General features: G+C 49.1%; 16 protein-coding genes. 7 read left to right on the plus strand and 9 right to left on the minus strand.

Annotation, left to right across the window (positions count from 1 at the left end; genetic code table 11):
• Positions 1-42 precede the first annotated feature (42 nt).
• On the minus strand, positions 43-1,170 hold the full coding sequence (locus MKY35_RS21900) for a transglutaminase domain-containing protein (RefSeq protein WP_029519208.1): 1,128 nt from the start codon (positions 1,168-1,170) through the stop codon (positions 43-45).
• A gap of 284 nt (positions 1,171-1,454) precedes the next feature.
• On the opposite strand from MKY35_RS21900, the gene MKY35_RS21905 reads away from it, so the two are divergent.
• From MKY35_RS21905 to MKY35_RS21915, 3 genes are read left to right on the plus strand one after another with little or no spacing between them, the layout of a single operon-like run.
• On the plus strand, positions 1,455-1,700 hold the full coding sequence (locus MKY35_RS21905; RefSeq protein ID WP_029519210.1) for a FeoA family protein: 246 nt from the start codon (positions 1,455-1,457) through the stop codon (positions 1,698-1,700).
• On the plus strand, positions 1,691-3,700 hold the full coding sequence (gene feoB, locus MKY35_RS21910) for a ferrous iron transport protein B (RefSeq protein WP_342444814.1): 2,010 nt from the start codon (positions 1,691-1,693) through the stop codon (positions 3,698-3,700). Before MKY35_RS21905 ends, feoB begins: the two co-directional genes overlap by 10 nt.
• A gap of 36 nt (positions 3,701-3,736) precedes the next feature.
• Positions 3,737-3,913, plus strand: coding sequence for a FeoB-associated Cys-rich membrane protein (locus MKY35_RS21915; RefSeq protein ID WP_080658679.1), 177 nt, complete (start codon positions 3,737-3,739; stop codon positions 3,911-3,913).
• An 88-nt stretch (positions 3,914-4,001) separates the two neighbouring features.
• Here MKY35_RS21915 and xylB read toward each other — a convergent pair whose 3' ends face one another.
• Both xylB and xylA read right to left on the minus strand, forming a co-directional pair.
• Positions 4,002-5,525, minus strand: coding sequence for a xylulokinase (xylB, locus tag MKY35_RS21920; RefSeq protein WP_342444815.1), 1,524 nt, complete (start codon positions 5,523-5,525; stop codon positions 4,002-4,004).
• 58 nt (positions 5,526-5,583) lie between these two features.
• On the minus strand, positions 5,584-6,900 hold the full coding sequence (gene xylA, locus MKY35_RS21925; protein WP_013311966.1) for a xylose isomerase: 1,317 nt from the start codon (positions 6,898-6,900) through the stop codon (positions 5,584-5,586).
• Positions 6,901-7,034: 134 nt separating this feature from the next.
• Here xylA and MKY35_RS21930 point away from each other — a divergent pair, with 134 nt between their 5' ends.
• Positions 7,035-8,207 (plus strand): ROK family transcriptional regulator, encoded by a 1,173-nt coding sequence (locus tag MKY35_RS21930; RefSeq protein ID WP_342444816.1) that lies wholly within the window; start codon positions 7,035-7,037, stop codon positions 8,205-8,207.
• 92 nt (positions 8,208-8,299) lie between these two features.
• Here the strand turns inward: MKY35_RS21930 and MKY35_RS21935 are convergent, their stop codons facing one another.
• Positions 8,300-8,530: a glutaredoxin family protein gene (locus tag MKY35_RS21935; protein WP_007432162.1), complete on the minus strand. Its 231-nt coding sequence runs from the start codon at positions 8,528-8,530 to the stop codon at positions 8,300-8,302.
• 57 nt (positions 8,531-8,587) lie between these two features.
• On the minus strand, positions 8,588-9,529 hold the full coding sequence (trxB, locus tag MKY35_RS21940; protein ID WP_039273728.1) for a thioredoxin-disulfide reductase: 942 nt from the start codon (positions 9,527-9,529) through the stop codon (positions 8,588-8,590).
• Positions 9,530-9,811: 282 nt separating this feature from the next.
• Between trxB and MKY35_RS21945 the strand changes: the two genes are divergently transcribed.
• A complete protein-coding gene (locus tag MKY35_RS21945; protein WP_013311970.1) occupies positions 9,812-10,543 on the plus strand; it encodes a ZIP family metal transporter in 732 nt (243 codons plus the stop codon).
• 81 nt (positions 10,544-10,624) lie between these two features.
• Here MKY35_RS21945 and MKY35_RS21950 read toward each other — a convergent pair whose 3' ends face one another.
• Together MKY35_RS21950 and MKY35_RS21955 are read right to left on the minus strand one after the other, a co-directional pair.
• Positions 10,625-11,086 (minus strand): hypothetical protein, encoded by a 462-nt coding sequence (locus tag MKY35_RS21950; RefSeq protein ID WP_342444817.1) that lies wholly within the window; start codon positions 11,084-11,086, stop codon positions 10,625-10,627.
• 10 nt (positions 11,087-11,096) lie between these two features.
• A complete protein-coding gene (locus tag MKY35_RS21955) occupies positions 11,097-11,651 on the minus strand; it encodes an NAD(P)H-dependent oxidoreductase (RefSeq protein ID WP_342444818.1) in 555 nt (184 codons plus the stop codon).
• 133 nt (positions 11,652-11,784) lie between these two features.
• Here MKY35_RS21955 and MKY35_RS21960 point away from each other — a divergent pair, with 133 nt between their 5' ends.
• A complete protein-coding gene (locus MKY35_RS21960; protein WP_342444819.1) occupies positions 11,785-12,420 on the plus strand; it encodes an HlyD family efflux transporter periplasmic adaptor subunit in 636 nt (211 codons plus the stop codon).
• 9 nt (positions 12,421-12,429) lie between these two features.
• Positions 12,430-13,953, plus strand: coding sequence for a DHA2 family efflux MFS transporter permease subunit (locus tag MKY35_RS21965; RefSeq protein ID WP_342444820.1), 1,524 nt, complete (start codon positions 12,430-12,432; stop codon positions 13,951-13,953).
• 100 nt (positions 13,954-14,053) lie between these two features.
• Here MKY35_RS21965 and MKY35_RS21970 read toward each other — a convergent pair whose 3' ends face one another.
• Both MKY35_RS21970 and MKY35_RS21975 read right to left on the minus strand, forming a co-directional pair.
• The gene (locus tag MKY35_RS21970; protein WP_342446689.1) at positions 14,054-16,036 is read right to left on the minus strand and encodes a heavy metal translocating P-type ATPase; all 1,983 of its coding nucleotides are present in this window, start codon (positions 16,034-16,036) and stop codon (positions 14,054-14,056) included.
• A 430-nt stretch (positions 16,037-16,466) separates the two neighbouring features.
• Positions 16,467-17,918, minus strand: a complete 1,452-nt coding sequence (locus MKY35_RS21975) for a PEP-utilizing protein (RefSeq protein ID WP_342444821.1) — start codon at positions 17,916-17,918, stop codon at positions 16,467-16,469.
• Between the last annotated feature and the right edge of the window lie 230 nt (positions 17,919-18,148).

The following is an 18,148-nucleotide window of genomic DNA, read 5'->3' on the forward strand; positions in this document are numbered from 1 at the left end:
ATAAAATACTCCTTTGTTAATGTAGCTTTTCACAGCAGATGATTAGGTCCATTTCAGGGTTACCCGAAGATTGCCGGTACTTCCGAGATCCGTAATCTGATAAGAAATGGATTTTAAGCCGAGTTGATATAAGGACTGTAAATCCTCCTTGAGACTTCGCTCTGTTCCCTGATAGGCGAAGGTAAGCGTCGTCCCTCCCTTATTTACAATCTTACGCACCTGTTCCTTGATGTCGGCGGATGATTTAACCAGACCCTTACCATCTTGCAGCGGATATTCGAGGGTATTGTACAGTTTTTGATACACAGCAGCCTTTGATCCTCCGGCAGCTACCAGTGCTGATAAGGTTTCCCGATACGATGTATTCGCCTGAGGATACGGTTTCACCCATGAGTGATCCCGCCGCATTTCGGTATCCGTCAGCAGATAATATGAAGTGCTTACTTCGTTCGCGCGATCTGGGGTTGGATCATCCCATGTCGTATCCATGTGATACCATCGACCATCTAATAAAACAAGATTCCATGCATGCAGCTGGCCCCCTGCTCTTCCTTCCACAATCCGGTTCGTAATGCCTGCACGTTCCAGCATTTTATAGGCCAGCAGTGAATAACCCTGACATACCGTGCTTCCCGTTTTCAGGCCATCGTAGGCTGTGTACTTTTGCTGTGCTTCATCATACTTCAGGCGAACGACGATCCAATCATGGATGGCCTTCACCTTCTCATGATCCGTCATTCCCTTCGTAATAATATCCCCCAGCACCGCTTTAACTGTGCTATCCACATAAGCTGTCTGTTCCTTCGTCTCCCGGTAGCTTAAACGAATCGTAACCTGAGCGGAGGTCGTTGTGCCTGTATAGCTGAATGCGTAGCTTTTGATCGTATAATTCACATACGGATCGCTCTCCATGGCCTGTTGGATGGCCGTCTGTAGTTGCTGCTTGAGACCGTTCACTCGCCCTTGATATGTAAAGGTCAGCGTTTCACTCCGCGTAGCCATTGCCTGTAAAAGCTTGTTCTGAAGCTGCTGCGATGATACCGATGGAGCCGGCTTGATCGACGCCGCATACACATTGCTGCCCCACTCCACAGCCTGCGGAAGCAACACAGCCAGCGCTGCACCCGCAACCAGACATTTTACAAGCCTAACCCCGATTTTTCTGTTCATACAGAGCGTTCCTGCCCTTCTTAGCATAGTTATAAACAGCTCTATCTTACCATAAAAACAGTTGCCCCAAACGCTCTAGTTTTGTCGGTTGCAGACGAGTAATGGGACAGTCAAAAAGACAGGTTGCGACACACATACTCGGCGATATAACAGATGGGAGCAAGGGGCAAACATGTCGTTCGCAGCGAATTTTATCACAGCAATCTAGGTTCCCTCATGATATGGTACTGGCATCGGAAGTAAATGATATTGATTCTCATTCTAGATCAGAAAGGCTGAACACCATGCCAGAATGTATTTCACTTCTTCGTACGCCACTAGGTCAGACTGTGCGTTTGCAATCCCTTGACCCTCTTCATCCCTCATTGCGCCGCCGCTTGACAGACATGGGCATCAACGAAGGTTCCATCATACGCTTAAAAAAAATCAGTTTATTGGGCGGTCCTATCGTCATTGAATGCAACGGCCAACTGGTCGGCCTCCGTCAAAATCAAGTGAAACAACTGGAGGTCGTTCCGACATGGACATGATCGCTCTATTTGGCAATCCCAATACAGGAAAAACCTCATTATTCAACAAGCTGACTCGTACGTATGCAGAAGTAGGAAACTGGTCCGGCGTCACCGTGGAAAAGAAAACAGGGCTCCTGCGTGACAAGTCTGCCGTATTGGTGGATTTGCCAGGTGCCTACTCTTTACTCCCTCTTTCGTTGGATGAAGGTGTCGCAACCCGATATTTGCTGGAAGAGCCGCCTGCGGCCCTGATCAATATCGTGGATGCCTCCCAGCTCCAGCGTAATCTGTATCTGACCGTACAACTACTGGAATATGGCCGTCCCCTTGTACTTGGCTTAAACATGACTGACGTAGCTGATGCCACGGGTCTTCGCGTAAACAAGGAATTGTTGGCTGATCAATTGAACGTTCCCATCATTCCTATGGTGGCGCGCACAGGTAGTGGAAGTAAGCAAATGCTCGCATCTCTTCGAGAAGTAAGACATGCATCCAATACTTTTCAACTAGATTACGGCCCAGCCGTCGAAGCGGCTATTCATGATATTTGCAACTTACTGCCGGATGCATCTGTACCGCAACTCCGGTGGGCCGCACTGCAATGTCTGGAAGGCAATCCTGTCGTCATGGAATGGATGACGGATGAGGTGCAGCGTGAACAAGTAACTGCGCGTATTCGCCGTTGCGAAGAAGACCTGCTCAGTGAAGCCTATGCCATCACGCCTGCTCAGCATATTCGTTCTGTACGAACAGCATGGATTGCTGATCTGTGTACCAAGGCACTCGACACCTCCAAGCTCAAGCCGCACAGCCTAACGGATAGGCTGGATGCACTATTAACTCACCGGTATCTGGGGATTCCGATCTTTTTGCTGCTGATGTACGCTACCTTCAAGTTCACCTTCGATTGGGCGGGTACGATCCTTTCAGATATGCTGGACGGATTTTTTTCAGGGACACTCAGCAGTTGGATTTCTGAATTACTCGTTCACTTGAACGCGTCTGCCTTTACGCAAAGTCTAGTCGTGGACGGCATCGTGGCTGGAGTCGGGGGTGTGCTTGTTTTTCTGCCTCAAATTGCTATTTTATTTCTGATTATCTCGGTGATCGAGGACTCCGGGTATATGGCACGGGTCACGATACTAATGGATCGTCTGATGCAAGCTGTGGGCTTGAACGGGAAAAGCTTCATTCCCTTCATCATCGGATTTGGCTGCAATGTCCCTGCGATTATGGCGGCACGCACCATTGAACAGCCCAGAGAACGTCTCATTACCACGTTGCTGGTGCCCTTTATGTCGTGTTCGGCCCGCCTGCCGGTATATGCGTTGTTTGCGGGTGTGTTTTTCCCAACACATGCGGCAAGCATCATCATGCTGATGTATGTGTTGGGAATCGTCGTTTCGCTTATACTTGCCAAAATTTTTTCCAAAGTATCCATTTTATCGGGTGAACCCTCCCTCTTCATCGTGGAACTTCCTCCCTATCGAGTGCCGCAGGCTCTTACACTATTCCGCAGCACATGGGAGAAGGTTAAAGGCTTCGTCCGTAAAGCCGGAACCATTATTCTTGCAGGTTCCGTTGGCATCTGGCTCTTGTCCAATTTCGGTCCGCAGGGCTTCGGGGTAGAAATGGATGACAGCCTGCTTGCCACCGTTGGAGGTTGGTTCGCTCCATTACTAGCCCCTCTCGGTTTTGGCACCTGGCAAGCAGGTGCATCCCTGCTCACGGGCTTTATGGCCAAGGAGGTTATCGTATCAACGATGAATATCATTTACCACGTTCCTGATATGCAGGGACTTGAACTACAAGTCAGACATGCCTTTACACCGCTTGCCTCTCTTAGCTTTATGGTGTTCATTCTGTTGTATGTTCCGTGTCTGGCTACGGTAGCGGTCATTCGTAAAGAAACCCTTTCATGGCGTTGGACCGCATTTTCTGTGATCTATCCTTTGGCCGTTGCATATATCATTGCCGTCTTGATCTATCAGTGTGGCAGATTATTAGGTTGGGGCTAAGTCAGGCCCTACAGTAAATAAAAGGAAGTGAATTCCATGATCAATATCATCATTTTATTGGCGATCCTCGGTTATAGTGCGTGGGTGCTGGTACGATTTTTGCGAAAAAGCCGTCAAGGAGCCTGTGCGGGGTGTTCGTCGAGCAAGTCATGTCCGGGTTGTGCAGCCAGCTCTATGCATGAAGATTATGCGAAAATCAAGAAAAGTATTTAATTCCAACTTATCATTACATGAAAAAAGCGGCTTCGGGGGTTTCTTACACCCGAAGCCGCTTCTTATTTACGCTTAAAGCTCACCACATTCAGCGATATACTGCCAAATGCTCATTAAGCTCTCGCGTGTGCAAGTAAACTTCACGATACAGCTCGTATAGGCCTTCATACTGTGCCACACGGTCCGGATTCGGCGAATATCTCGCTGCTTCACGCAGAAATGCTTCAGCACACGCTTGCAGAGATTCAAACCAGCCACTACCATAAGCAGCCAGCATGGCCGCCCCCAAGGCAGGTCCCTGCTCGCTTTCCAGCTTGATGATATCCGCGTTAAAAATATCTGCCTGCATTTGCAGCCATGCCTCATTACGCGCACCGCCGCCGATGGAAATGACTTCATTCACCGTTTTGCCCGTCCCTCTAAGAATATCTATAGATTCCTTGAGCGAAAACGTTATTCCTTCCAGTACCGCTCGTGTAAAATGCGCAAGCTTATGTCCCGCATCCATCCCGATAAAGCTGCCTCGAATGGTTGCATCCGGATGAGGTGTACGTTCGCCAACGATATAAGGCGTGAACAGCAGCCCTTGGCTGCCCGGCTCAATAGAATTCACATCTGCCAATAGTGCATCAAAAGAATGCTCTGGTGCAAAGGTATCCTTAAACCAAGTCAAGCTGTATCCGGCCGCGAGCGTAACCCCCATAATATAATAAGCATCCTGCTCACTATGATTAAAAAAATGCGCCCGCCCCTGCACATCAATATCCTTGCGTTCCTCATAGGAAAGTACAACCCCTGAGGTGCCAATGCTGCACAGGGTGCGGCCTTCGCTCAAAATGCCAGCGCCAATCGCGCCACATGCGTTGTCCGCACCACCTGCAAAGACCTTCGTTTCAGGCGAAAGCCCGCTCTGCTCCGCAATCTCCGGCAGTAGCGTACCCGTCTGATCAAAGGATTCCACCAGTGGCGGGAACAGCGATAACGGTAGATCAAACGCGGCAGCGATCTCTTCGCTCCACTGCTTGTTCGCAATATCCAGCAGCAGCGTGCCCGCCGCATCCGAATACTCCGTCGCCAGCTCTCCTGTCAGACAGTAGCGCACATAATCCTTGGGTAGCATAAAATGTGCCGCACGGGCCAGCACGTCTGGCTCATGCTCCTGCACCCACAGCAGCTTGGGCAGCGTGAAGCCTTCCAGCGCGCGATTACGTGCGATATTCAGCAGCTCCGATCCGAGCTGTTCTTCAATACGACGGCATTGTGCTGTTGTACGCGTGTCATTCCACAGAATAGCCGGACGAAGCACTTGGCCTTCCTTGTCAGTCAGCACAAGCCCGTGCATCTGTCCCGAAAAGCTAATACCGTCTACGGCATCTGTGCCGCCGATTCCGGCCTTCTCCACAAGCTGTTTCAGTGATGCTAACGTGCCACTGACCCAGTCCTCAGGATGCTGTTCGCTATATCCTGCCTTCGGCTGATGGAGCGGGTAAGACTGAGAGGTTTCATAAGCCACCTGCCCTTTGCGGTTAACCAGCACCGTTTTGACCGCGCTGGTACCCAAATCTACGCCGATGACATAGCGCTCCTGCTCCTGATTTAGCTTCTCCTGCATTGGAGTACCTCCTTCCCTGTTATCGTGCAGCTTCTATTACATATATAGAATTCTGGTATTAGTCAGCCAAAATGTATTGATTTAATGTTGCTTTCAGATATTCCTGGCGACCTGATACGTTTTTGCGTGGTGTTTCGTTCGCCAGAGCATATTCAGCCAGAGAAGCAAGCGTTGCTTTTCCGGATACGATGTCTGCTCCAATACCTTCTTTAAAGCTGCTGTAGCGCTTCTCAATAAAGTCCTCAAACACACGATCCTCGATCAGTTTGGCAGCTACCTTCAGCCCCTTCGCATACGTATCCATACCTGCGATGTGCGCGAGGAACAAGTCTTCTGGCTCAAACGATGCTCTGCGTACCTTGGCATCAAAGTTGATACCACCACGGCCCAAGCCTTCATTTTGCAGCACTTCATACATCGTCAGGGTCGCATCATACAGATCAACCGGGAATTCGTCCGTATCCCAGCCCAGCAGCAAATCTCCCTGATTTGCATCCAGTGATCCCAGCATGCCGTTAATCCGTGCTACACGCACTTCATGATCAAAAGTATGACCCGCCAAGGTGGCATGATTAGCTTCCAGATTAAGCTTGAAATGCTGATCCAGATCATATTTTTGCAGGAAAGCAATCGTCGTCGCCGCATCAAAATCATACTGATGCTTCGTTGGCTCCTTCGGTTTTGGCTCAATCAGGAACTGAGCGTCAAAGCCAATTTCACGCGCATAGTCTACGGCCATATGGAACATACGTCCCAAATTGTCCTGCTCCAGCTTCAAATCCGTGTTCAGCAGTGTTTCGTAGCCTTCACGGCCTCCCCAGAAAACATAGTTATCTGCGCCCAGACGTTTGCCCACTTCTAATCCTTTTTTAATCTGAGCAGCTGCGTGTGCGTATACATCTGCATTGCAAGTCGAGGCAGCCCCATGCAAATAACGTGGATGGCTAAACATGTTCGCCGTGTTCCACAGCAATTTTTTCCCCGTAGCTTTCATATGTTCCTCAATCAGATCCACGATGGTATCCAGATTGCTGTAAAATTCCTTCAATGACGCGCCTTCTGGTGCAATATCCACATCGTGGAAAGCAAAGTAAGGTAAATTTAGCTTATCCAGCAGCTCAAAGGCAGCTTCCACACGAGCCTTCGCCAGATCCAGCCCAGTAAACTTGGACCACGGACGTTCCGCTGTTTCTACACCAAAAGGATCGGAGCCGCCTGCAACCAGTGTATGCCAATAGGCCATACTAAAACGCAAATGCTCTTCCATCGTTTTTCCCGCTACAATTTCCTGTGGATTATAAAATTTGAACGCAAAAGGATTGTCGGATTGCTTGCCCTCAAAGTTAATTTTAGATACCTGTTCGAAATAAGCCATTATAAGTTCCTCCTTTATAGTAAACGTTTACAAAAACGATTCTAGCACAGCCAAAAGACTTTGTCTATTGCTTAAACTAAGTTTGTTTTTATGATATAATATCAGGAATTACACCAACAGGAAGTGAATGAACCATGAATGTCACTGGCGATCAGGCGCTTGTCAAAAAGCTGAATAAATCCATTGTGCTGGAGCGTATTCGCCTTCATGCTCCGCTATCCCGGGCACAGTTATCCAGTCAAACTGGATTAAACAAGGCAACCGTTTCCAATCTGGTGGCAGAGCTCATTACCGATGGACTTGTGTATGAGACAGGATTAGGGGAATCCAGCGGCGGGCGTAAGCCTTTAATGCTGCTGTTCAATAGCCGTGCAGGCTTTGTACTCGGTATTGAGGTCAGCGTACAGTACATCAAGGGCGCTCTGACCGATCTGGCAGGTACCATTGAAACGGAGCTTACCTTTTCTCTAACCCAGCATGATCCCGCCTTTGTTATGGAACAGATTCGAAAGCTCGTTCAGGAGCTTATGCAGGTCACTCCTCCCTCCCCTCATGGTATTGTCGGCATTGGGCTGGGGGTACCGGGTATGGTGGATGAGACCGGAACCGTGCTGTTCGCACCCAATCTGGGCTGGGAAGAGGTTCCGTTACGGCAGCAGCTTGAGGCTGAGCTAGGTCTGCCCGTCGTAGTAGATAACGAAGCCAACGTCGGCGCGCAGGGCGAGTTGTACTATGGTATGGACGGCGATCACCGACAGCTAGTGCGGGATCTGGTCTACATCAGTGCAGGGTCCGGAATTGGGGCCGGGATTATCATTGACGGTAAGCCGTATCAAGGAGCTTGGGGGTACGCAGGAGAGACGGGTCATATGACCATTGATTGGAACGGACGGCTCTGCTCCTGCGGTAGTCGCGGCTGCTGGGAGCTGTATGCTTCGGAGAAGGCGTATGTAACATCCACATTGAAACTGCCTGCACATAATACAGCGGAATTACTGCCGTTTGCTCGGCAAGGTGAAGCGAGTACATTAAGCGTACTTAATGATATTGGACGATATTTGGGTGTGGGTATTACCAACATTGTGAACAGCCTTAACCCCGGGATGCTTATCATTGGCGGTCCACTGGCGGAAGCCAGACCTTGGTTGGAGCAAAGTATGCGTGAAGTGATTGACGAACGCGCCTTGCCCTATCACCGTCGGCAACTACAGATTCGTTTCTCCACGCTTGGCAGCCGTTCGACGATGCTAGGCGCCGCCTATGCAGCAACCGCTCCTTTTCTCGGGCGAGTACGTGTGTCCTTATAAGTAAAAAGACACCCATTGCAGTATTAGCTGCGATGGGTGCCTTTTCTTAACCATATAACGATCATAGGACCGTCGTCTGTTGTTAGGTTGGATTAAGCGTTCAACACTTTTTCAAACTTGGTTTTGTTCATACCGGAAATACGTTCTTCCCCGATCAAAGTCAATGGAACGGCACGAATGCCCATATCCCAAACCTCTTGAGCAAAAGCTTCATTGGTTTCAATGTTGCGTTCTTCGTACTCCACGCCTTTTTCACTCAAATAGCTTTTTACTTGACGACAATGCGGGCAGTTTGTAGATGTGTATACGATTGCTTTTTCCATGAATATCACCTCATCATTTATTTTGTTAATCATATTTATTCAATATTGCGAGAATCATTACAGGGCCAGTGCGCTGTGCTCCAAGCTTTCGATGTACTTCTCGCTGTCCATAGCGGCCATGCAGCCACTACCTGCTGCAGTAATCGCTTGTCTGTAACGTGTATCTTGTACGTCGCCACAAGCGAATACGCCAGGCACGTTTGTTTCGGAAGTACCCGGATTTACGACGATATAACCGTTCGCATCCGTTGTAATTTGCCCTTCGAGGAAGCCCGTATTCGGATGATGACCAATTGCCACGAATACGCCGCTAACTGTAATGATCTCCTCTTCGCCTGTTGCATTATTCAGCACTTTCAGGCCAGTGACTCCATTCTCGTCAGCGATCACTTCTACAGGAGTACGATTAAGCGCCCATTCAATTTTGTTGTTCGCACGAGCACGATCCTGCATAATTTTGGAGGCACGCATTTCTTCACGACGATGCACCAACGTTACCTTGGAGGCAAAACGAGTCAGGAAATTGGCTTCTTCCAATGCAGAGTCTCCACCGCCGATGACAACAATTTCTTTGCCACGGAAAAAGAAGCCATCGCATGTTGCGCAAGTACTTACGCCACGTCCGATATTATCCTGTTCACCGGGAATACCCAGATATTTGGCAGTCGCCCCTGTGGAAATAATCAGCGTATCAGTAACCAGTTCACCCAAACCTTCTACATCTAATGTAAATGGACGAGCAGTTGTATCTACTTTATTTACCCAGCCTGTGCGGAATTCAGCGCCAAAACGCTCCGCTTGCTTACGCATATTATCCATCAAATCGGGTCCCATGATTCCTTCAGGAAAGCCTGGGAAATTTTCGACTTCTGTAGTCGTGGTTAATTGTCCGCCTGGCTGTGGTCCTTCGATCACCAGTGGGTTCATATTGGCACGTGCCAGATAAATTGCAGCGGTCAAACCGGCAGGACCGGTACCTATAATAATGGACTTGTACATATCTTGGTTCCTCCTAAAATATCATAAGTATTATATAACGAGTTTTCGGAACCGGGCGCTGGGCAGCTGCATATACTTCTAAAAGTAATTCTGCCAGAAGCTTATCCCAAAATGTGGACACCCGGATATTACAAAAACGAATCACTTGTTTTACAGCTTCTTATGACTTAGACTGATTCTAAATCCTAATTTCATTATGCGGAAAGAGCTGTAAACAGTCAAATGAAGTTTTCATGAAGCGAAGCTTAAAGATAAATCAGGTATGGAGGGATTATCCCGATTATGAATGACGTTTTTGTAGGTAGCTTTATTTCTGCCCTGTCCACTGGACTCGGCGCCGTGCCCATACTGTTTATGCGCAATATCACACATCGGCTTCGCGATGTTCTGTTGGCTTATGCCGCAGGAATTATGACCTCTGCCTCCGTGTATAACCTCATTCCCGAAGCGATCCAGCATTCCAATTGGTTCGTGCTGACTGCGGGAATTCTGCTCGGCTGCCTCGTATTACTGGTGATGGAGATGTACATTCCCCATGCGGATTTGGAGGACCCAGATTCCAAGACCTTTCAACTGGAGTCCAAATCTTTTCTCATCATCGCAGCTATTACATTGCACAATTTGCCGGAAGGACTCTCTGTTGGGGTCAGCTATGCGAGTGAGACTCACAATCTCGGCAATCTGATCGCCTTCTCTATCGGCCTGCAAAATGCCCCGGAAGGCTTTATCGTAGCGTTGTTCCTTGTGAATCAAAACATCGGCCGTTTCAAGGCCTTGGGCATTGCTACCCTCACCGGAGCTGTGGAAATCATTACGAGTCTGATCGGCTTTTATTTGAGTAGCTGGGTGAACGGACTGGTACCTTACGGCCTTGCTTTTGCCGCCGGAGCCATGATGTTTATCGTCTACAAGGAACTGATTCCCGAGAGTCACGGGGATGGCAACCAGCGGATCGCCACATTCTCTTTTATTCTCGGCTTAATTACGATGATTGGGCTAACCGAATGGCTATAGCCGAGCAACACAAAAAGGCTGCCTTCTGCCTGTAATCCAGACAGATAAGCAGCCTTTTTGGCGTGTTCACATGGAGATACCTCATTTTTTTTGGTTCATGGAGCGCAATGCTTCACGATACTGCTCGTCCTCACTTTTGTGAGTCTCCTTCTCTCCATTGGATATTTGGGAACGTCTATCCTTTCCTTCGTCCTTTTTGGCAAAACCACGTAAAGCCGCACGATAATCCTGATCTCCGTAAGCATCTTTGATATTCTCGCGATCCTTTTCTACCTTCTTATCCGTCTGGATATCAGGCACCTTGTGTTGTTCCTCCGCATAATGTTCTTCGACGTCGATATCCCTATGCGGCATCTCTCGCGTAGGATCTTTCCATTCACGCGCCTCGGGTTCCACCTGCACAGGATAAGGACGTTTGCTTCTTTGCCGTGAATCCTCTTCGGTAGAGCGAGTCTTGGGAGAGGACTTGCGCGTCATCTTCGTATTAAATACGAGCAAAAAAATAAAGGCAACCGCAGCTACTACGATAAAAGCAATGGTCATCGGTAGCCTCCTATTCTCTTTCAGCGCTACGGTACCGTTCCGCTATTTCAGCGACCCGTTTGCCCAAAGAGCGACCTAGTGCAAGATCATCACCCGTTGGAAGATTAGGTGGTCCATTAGGGTCTGTCTCCACTGGACATGTTACCCCTACGCCGTAATAGGAGCCGTATAATGCATTTTCCGTTATATTAGCGGGCAGTCCTACAATAATCATGCCTTGATGAAGCATCGGAGTAATCAAATTCAGAAGTGTGGATTCCAATCCACCATGAACGGTAGCGGTTGTACAAAACACAGCGCCGATTTTATCCACTAGTTTGCCCTGCGCCCATAGATACCCCAGCTTATCAATCCAGCTTTTCAGACCGCTGCTGATGGTACCAAAATGGCCCGGACAGCCCCATATGATCGCGTCCACACTTACTAGCTCATTCACATCGGCCTCATGCACATGCTTTAACAGCACTTCCGTGTGTTCAAGGTGTGCTCCTTCTGCAATCGAGCGAGCGAGACGTTCGGTATGCCCATTTTCACTGTCATATACAATCATAATCCTGGTCGTCATTATGCGCATCATCCTTTGTCAGCAAAATCATCCTTTTCGCATGCGCTCTTAACCTTGCCCAAAGTCCATCTGAATATTATGAATCGTTTGACGCATACTTTGAAAATCCAAGAACTAGGGAGGCATGTTACACATGAATTCACGCGCCATATTAGTCAACCTGCTAGTTATTATTATTATTCTGGCAGGAGGTGGAGCCGCTGCCTATTACTACAATCAATCCGCCAACTACATAAAAACCGATAATGCCCAAGTGAGCGGACAAGCGGTTAGCGTTGCCTCTCCAAGCGCGGGCAAGCTCACAGGCTGGAATGCTGAAGTTGGTAAAACCTACACCGCTGGAAGCACGCTGGGTAATGTAGAAGGAGGCGGAAGTCGAATTAGCGTTACGATTCCCACCGATGGTACCATCGTGCAGCAATCTGCGGTCAATAACTCAATTGTTGGGGCAGGCACGCCTTTAGCGAAGGCTTTTGATCTAAACAATTTATGGATTACCGCCAATATAGACGAAACGGCTGTACAGGATCTTCAGGTAGGACAGACGGTTGATGTATATATTGATGCTTACCCGGATACGTCTCTGAGCGGTAAACTCGAAAAAATCGGCCTGGCAACCGCATCAACTTTTTCATTACTGCCCACTTCCAATACCACTGCCAACTATACCAAGGTGACGCAGGTCGTGCCTGTCAATATTTCCATTCAAGGTTACAAGGGGCTGGGTATTATCCCGGGAATGAGTGCGACTATCAGAGTTCACAAGTAGGAGGCTGTCATGGATCAAAAAATGTCCGTCGGACGTATTCTGTCCGTGCTGCTGCTAGGCGCCTTCATTTCGATTTTAAATCAAACGCTGCTTAACGTGGCCATTCCACACTTGATGAATGATTTCAATGTGTCTGCCACAACCGTTCAATGGCTTTCCACCGGATATATGCTAACCAACGGGATTTTGATTCCTATCACTGCTTTTCTGATTGAGTCATTCGGAACACGCGCACTGTTCATCTCCGCGATGGGGTTATTTACTGCCGGGTCTGTCGTCTGTGCTGCCAGTACCGGCTTTGCGCCTATGCTGGTTGGACGTGTTATCCAGGCCAGCGGAGCAGGCATCATCATGCCTGTGGTGATGAACGTGTTCCTGACTGTGTTTCCTCCAGAAAAACGGGGCGCTGCCATGGGTACTATGGGAATCGCCATGATGTTTGCCCCGGCGATTGGACCGACTTTATCCGGCTATATTGTGGAGCATTACAGCTGGCGGCTGCTATTTTTACTCGTTATTCCGCTGGCGGTCATTGATGTTCTGTTTGCCATACGCTGGCTCAAAAATGTATCCAAGCTAACGAAACCGAACTTTGACCTATTGGGAACCATCTTCTCCACCCTTGGGTTTGGCTTCCTGTTGTATGGCTTTAGTTCGGCTGGAGACAAAGGCTGGAGTAGCAATACGGTAATCCTTACACTCGCTGCCGGGGTGGTGTTTATTGTATTGTTTATCGTGCGCGAGCTAAATATGATACAGCCGATGCTGGAGTTCCGTGTGTTTAAATATGATATTTTTACTGTATCAACCTTAGTTGGGGCTACCGTCAACATGACGATGTTTGGCGGGATGCTGCTGCTACCGATCTATTTGCAAAATATACGCGGCTTTACACCGCTGCAATCCGGTCTGCTGCTGTTGCCGGGTGCACTGCTGATGGGTGTGATGTCACCCATATCAGGGGCAGTATTTGACCGTATAGGCGCAAGGCCGTTGGCGATCATTGGGCTGATCATTACGGCAGTCACAACATGGGAATTCAGTCTGCTAACCGACGCCACCACCTACGGACATATTATGATCATCTATACGATTCGCAGCTTCGGAATGTCATTGCTGATGATGTCCGTCCAGACGGAAGGGCTAAACCAGTTGCCTCCCCATCTCGGTAGCCATGGTACAGCCATGTCCAATACAGTACGGCAAATTGCCGGGTCTATCGGTACCGCTTGGCTCATTACTGTAATGAGCAGCCGAACCACGATTCATGTAGCGGATTATGCGAATGTCGCTACCACCGCCAATGTTCCTTTAACCGAAGGGGTAGCACAGTTGGGACAAACCCTCGCGCAAACGGCGGGCATTTCAACAGAAAGTGGTTCATCGTTGGCGCTACAACAGGTGTACCGAAGTGCCGTTACAGAATCGACGATCCATGGCATTAATGATGCCTTTATCATTGCTACAGGGATTGCGTTGGCAGGGCTATTGTTTTCCTTGTTCTTACGACGGTCTACGCCACGACGAAGATAGACGTACAGCGTTGCGAGGCTGCAAAAGAAGGAGCATTCACCCCTTGAGTTTTTAAGAGGAAGAATGCTCCTTCTTGTTTGTCTTCTTGTGATTATTAGCCCTATGACCGTAATAAGCGCAGGCCATTCAAAATAACCAGTAATGTGCTACCTTCATGCCCAATAACCCCAAATGGCAGGGCTATATCTTGCACAAAGTTGCTGATCACAAGCAGCAAAATGACACTTACCGCAAAGATCATATTTTGTTTAACCACCCGCTGCGCCTTGCGGGCCAGTGCTATCGTCGGAGCGATCTCCTCGATTCCATCGTTCATCAGCACCACGTCTGCGACCTCTAGCGCTGCTCCGCTGCCGTGCATCCCCATGCCTAGTCCTACGGTTGCCGCTGTCAATGCAGGAGCGTCGTTCACACCGTCGCCGACCATGACGACATGCCCGTACTGCTCCCGCAGCATGCGAATATGGCTGACTTTGTCCTCCGGCATTAAGCCAGCATATACGGCGTCGACTCCTGCCTGCGCCGCGATCACAGCGGCCGTTTCTGGACGGTCCCCGGTTAGCATGACGACCCGGATACCCTGCGCTTGCAGTCGTTTCACGGACTCTTGGGCCTGCGGACGCAGCTCGTCGCGTAGTGCTAGCATTCCGGCAATCCGATCATTCGCGAGGATGATGGATACGGTTTTGCCCTCAGCTTCCAGCCGGGCCCGACTCTCCATCCACTTTGGCTCTGCCAGAGAACCAGGTTCATCCAGTATATTTGTACGCCCAATTTTCCACTTCACCCCGCCTATGATGCCTTCCATTCCCCATCCGGTGAGTGCTTGCACTTCTTCGGTTGGAAGAAGATCTCTCTGTCCCAAATCAGCTTCGGCTTTGGCTACAATCGCTCGCGCCAGCGGATGCAAAGAATAGCTTTCAATTGTGGCGACCATATGCAATAGCTCATCGGCATCGTATTCTGCGGCGGTAATCCAATCCGTGACGACAGGTGACCCCATCGTTAACGTGCCTGTTTTGTCAAAAGCAACAACAGAAGTCAATGCCATATTCTCCACATGTGCACCACCTTTGAACAGGATGCCCCGTCGGGCACGGTTGGAAATGGCCGATAGCATTACTGGCATAATGGATGATACGAGCGCACAGGGGGAGGCCACGACGAGGAACACCATAGCCTTGTAAAACGCTGCTGCCCACGTCCAGCCTAATGCTATGGGTGCACCGGCAATGACGATCAGCGTGACAGCAACAACAATTCGAGCGTACACCGATTCGAACGTTTTAATAAAACGCTGGGAATCAGGAACTTCGGTCTGAGCCTCTTCCACCATACGAATGATTTTTGAAAATAAAGTGTTCTCTGAGGACTGACTAACCTCTACATATAGCACCCCTTCTCCATTAATGGTGCCCGCATATACTTCGTCACCTTCCACCTTATTTACCGGAATAGATTCACCGGTAATCGATGCCTGATTCACTGCCGAAACGCCCTTAGAGATTCGGCCGTCCGCCGGAATCAGTTCGCCCGGCTTCACCAGCAGCAGGTCGCCTGGCAACAGCTGCTCAATGCCGACCGTTTCGGTCCCCTCGCGAGACAAGCGCAAAGCCGTTTCCGGCTTCAACGCCATAAGCTCAGAAATATCCTTACTACTACGCTCAGTGGTATAGCTCTCCAGCGCACCGCTGAGTGCAAAAATAAAGATCAGCATGGCTCCTTCATTCCAATAGCCAATGGCCGCAGCTCCTAGGGAGGCAGCAATCATGAGCAGGTTAACATCCAGATCATGTTCTCGGATCAGTGTTTCGACTCCTTCCCTGGCTTTGGACCAGCCCCCAAGGGCATAGGACACCACATACAGAATGACCGATAGCCATTGCCACCAATGTGAGACTCCCCATGCCATCAGCATCAGCAATCCACTACCTAGAGCAGCTTGCATCTCCTTGTTTTTCAGCATACTTTTAAGCTGAAATTGCGGCTTACGATTCGGACCGGGTCGTCCGCTGCCACTGTTTTTTGAAAGGGTTCGGTTAGAGGGAGACAATGTATCTTGTAATCGTTGAACAGCTTGCATCATGTCACGTTCCTTTCCATATTTTGTCCCTTGTACTAGCATCTCATTGAGAATGATATCCATTGTTAAGTGCCCTAAAATAGCACATGCTGCTTCGGGAAGCCCGAAGCAGCATGTTTAGCAAATGAGAATGATAATCATTTTTGCATCTATACAATTATTTTGGTTTAGCGAAACTTTTGTTTTATTATATACCTTTTCTTTTCCACTTGTAAACCAGCAATGGTCTAAATAAAAAAAGATACCCGCGCAAATACCGCAGGTATCTTCCATATTTAGAGCATCCGATTCAGGATTTGCAAAATTCGATTCCAGTCGCTCCAAAGTGCAATATATAGACGAACTAGACCATTTCGATCTATATTTTGTTCCTTGAAAATCGCTTATTGGATTTTTGCAAAATCCTCTATTACATGAATTCAGGTTATCTTCAGGCTAAAGGAAACTTCCACGCATGGTTGTGTGCAGTCCTAGAAGTGTGCTGACGATCTGCGGGCTGTTGCAGTCCCAAACGCGCAGCTGCAAGGCGTGCGGCGGGAACTGCCGTGTCCGGGCAAATGACCCCCGTCAGCTCATTCTCCCAGATCGAAATCCCATCCAGAGACTGGTTAATTTCATCTATTGCTACCCATAAAGGAAGCTCGGGCTTTACACGTCGAACAGCTTCCATTATGCATTTTATCGTATCACTAGTATTCTCATGACCATCGACACCGGGTGGAATCAACTGATCTTCAGTCCTGATATCATCGGATGGAGTTGGTATGACTTCTAAAATGACCGTATCGGCAAAACGTGTCAGATCTGCAGCTTGAGCCACCTGCTTGGTCTGTCGTGCACCCATTTTGGATATGTTATTGGGGTTGGCTGACTCCTCCGACCGTGCGGCTTCCTTGTTCCATGTTGGGCTTATGTTAGGCACCAAAGACGGGGCAACTGTCAAAAGCACGCCTACCCGATATGGAATGCACCGAAGACGTCCGCATAAGGTCTGCTCCGCAACGCCGTCAATCCAGTCTCGGGTTGCCCGGAATTCGTCCACGTCAGCCGGATTGCGTACCATAATCTCCAGCTTGGGTTCTCCCCCCTGCCGCACGCTCCGCAACGCCGCACGCAGTAATGCCTCCAGCTGCATATCTTGCAAGCTGCCAATACCCACTGCATTGTTCTGCTCCATTAGGGCAACAGTGAGTGGCGATCCGTTCAGAGACTCGAATAAACCTTCATACTCTGTTTCCAGCAAGCTGATAATCCGGCGGGACAAATGCTCACACAATCCAGGCAGGCCAGATGCCTGGTTAAAGGTTTTGTACGTGTCAGATGCACGAGAGCCGGGAATAAGGATGGGGTCGGGCTCCCCGTCAGGGGCATGAATCGTCTGTCCAGACTCAGCTACGTCCAGATAGGCATAGCATAATTCCCCCACGCGGCCAGAGGCCTGTGACAAGGGGCCATGCAGAAGACTATAACCGTCGAAACTGCCTATTTCTGATGCTGTCTCTGTACTTATACGACTCATACTTGTAGGAGCATCGGCATAAATCCGTATGAAGGTACGTCTGTATTCATCGCTCCATTTTAGGAGTGTACCCATTGCTTGCCCAATATCGTTGCCGCTATTCAGCATCGTTTCCCCAAGTAATTCGGGATTCGCAGCCATCAAAGCCTCCGCTCGGCTGATTACGCCCTGCTCAGCTAAACCAACCAGCCAGCCCAACGGATCTTCCTCCTGCGTAGCAGATACTTCATGGCTGCCTGCCCTTAGCGTCTCCATAGCCAACCTCTGTGCAGCAGTCTCCATACCCGACTCTGGATCTTTGAGATCCCGGCTGTTTTTGCCGCCCAACAGCTCTGCGAATACATGCATCAGTTTAGCCTCCATGCTATTAATCCATCCTTTCTTCCGTCAGCAAGTTGGCACACACGAATTTGAGTACCTCTCCAATTAAGGAAAACGCTTACTCATAATGGAGCAACCGAATCTTACATGGGCCTTACTTGTAAAGCCCCTACCTTAACGTATTAGGCACGTCACACATTTATACATCTGAGCAGCTACCCTACAACCTACAAGTAATCTCTATACTGCTGGTACAAGACCACTCGAAAAAG

The sequence above is a fragment of the Paenibacillus sp. FSL L8-0638 genome, assembly GCF_038593075.1.
Taxonomy (GTDB): Bacteria; Bacillota; Bacilli; order Paenibacillales; family Paenibacillaceae; genus Paenibacillus; species Paenibacillus polymyxa_D.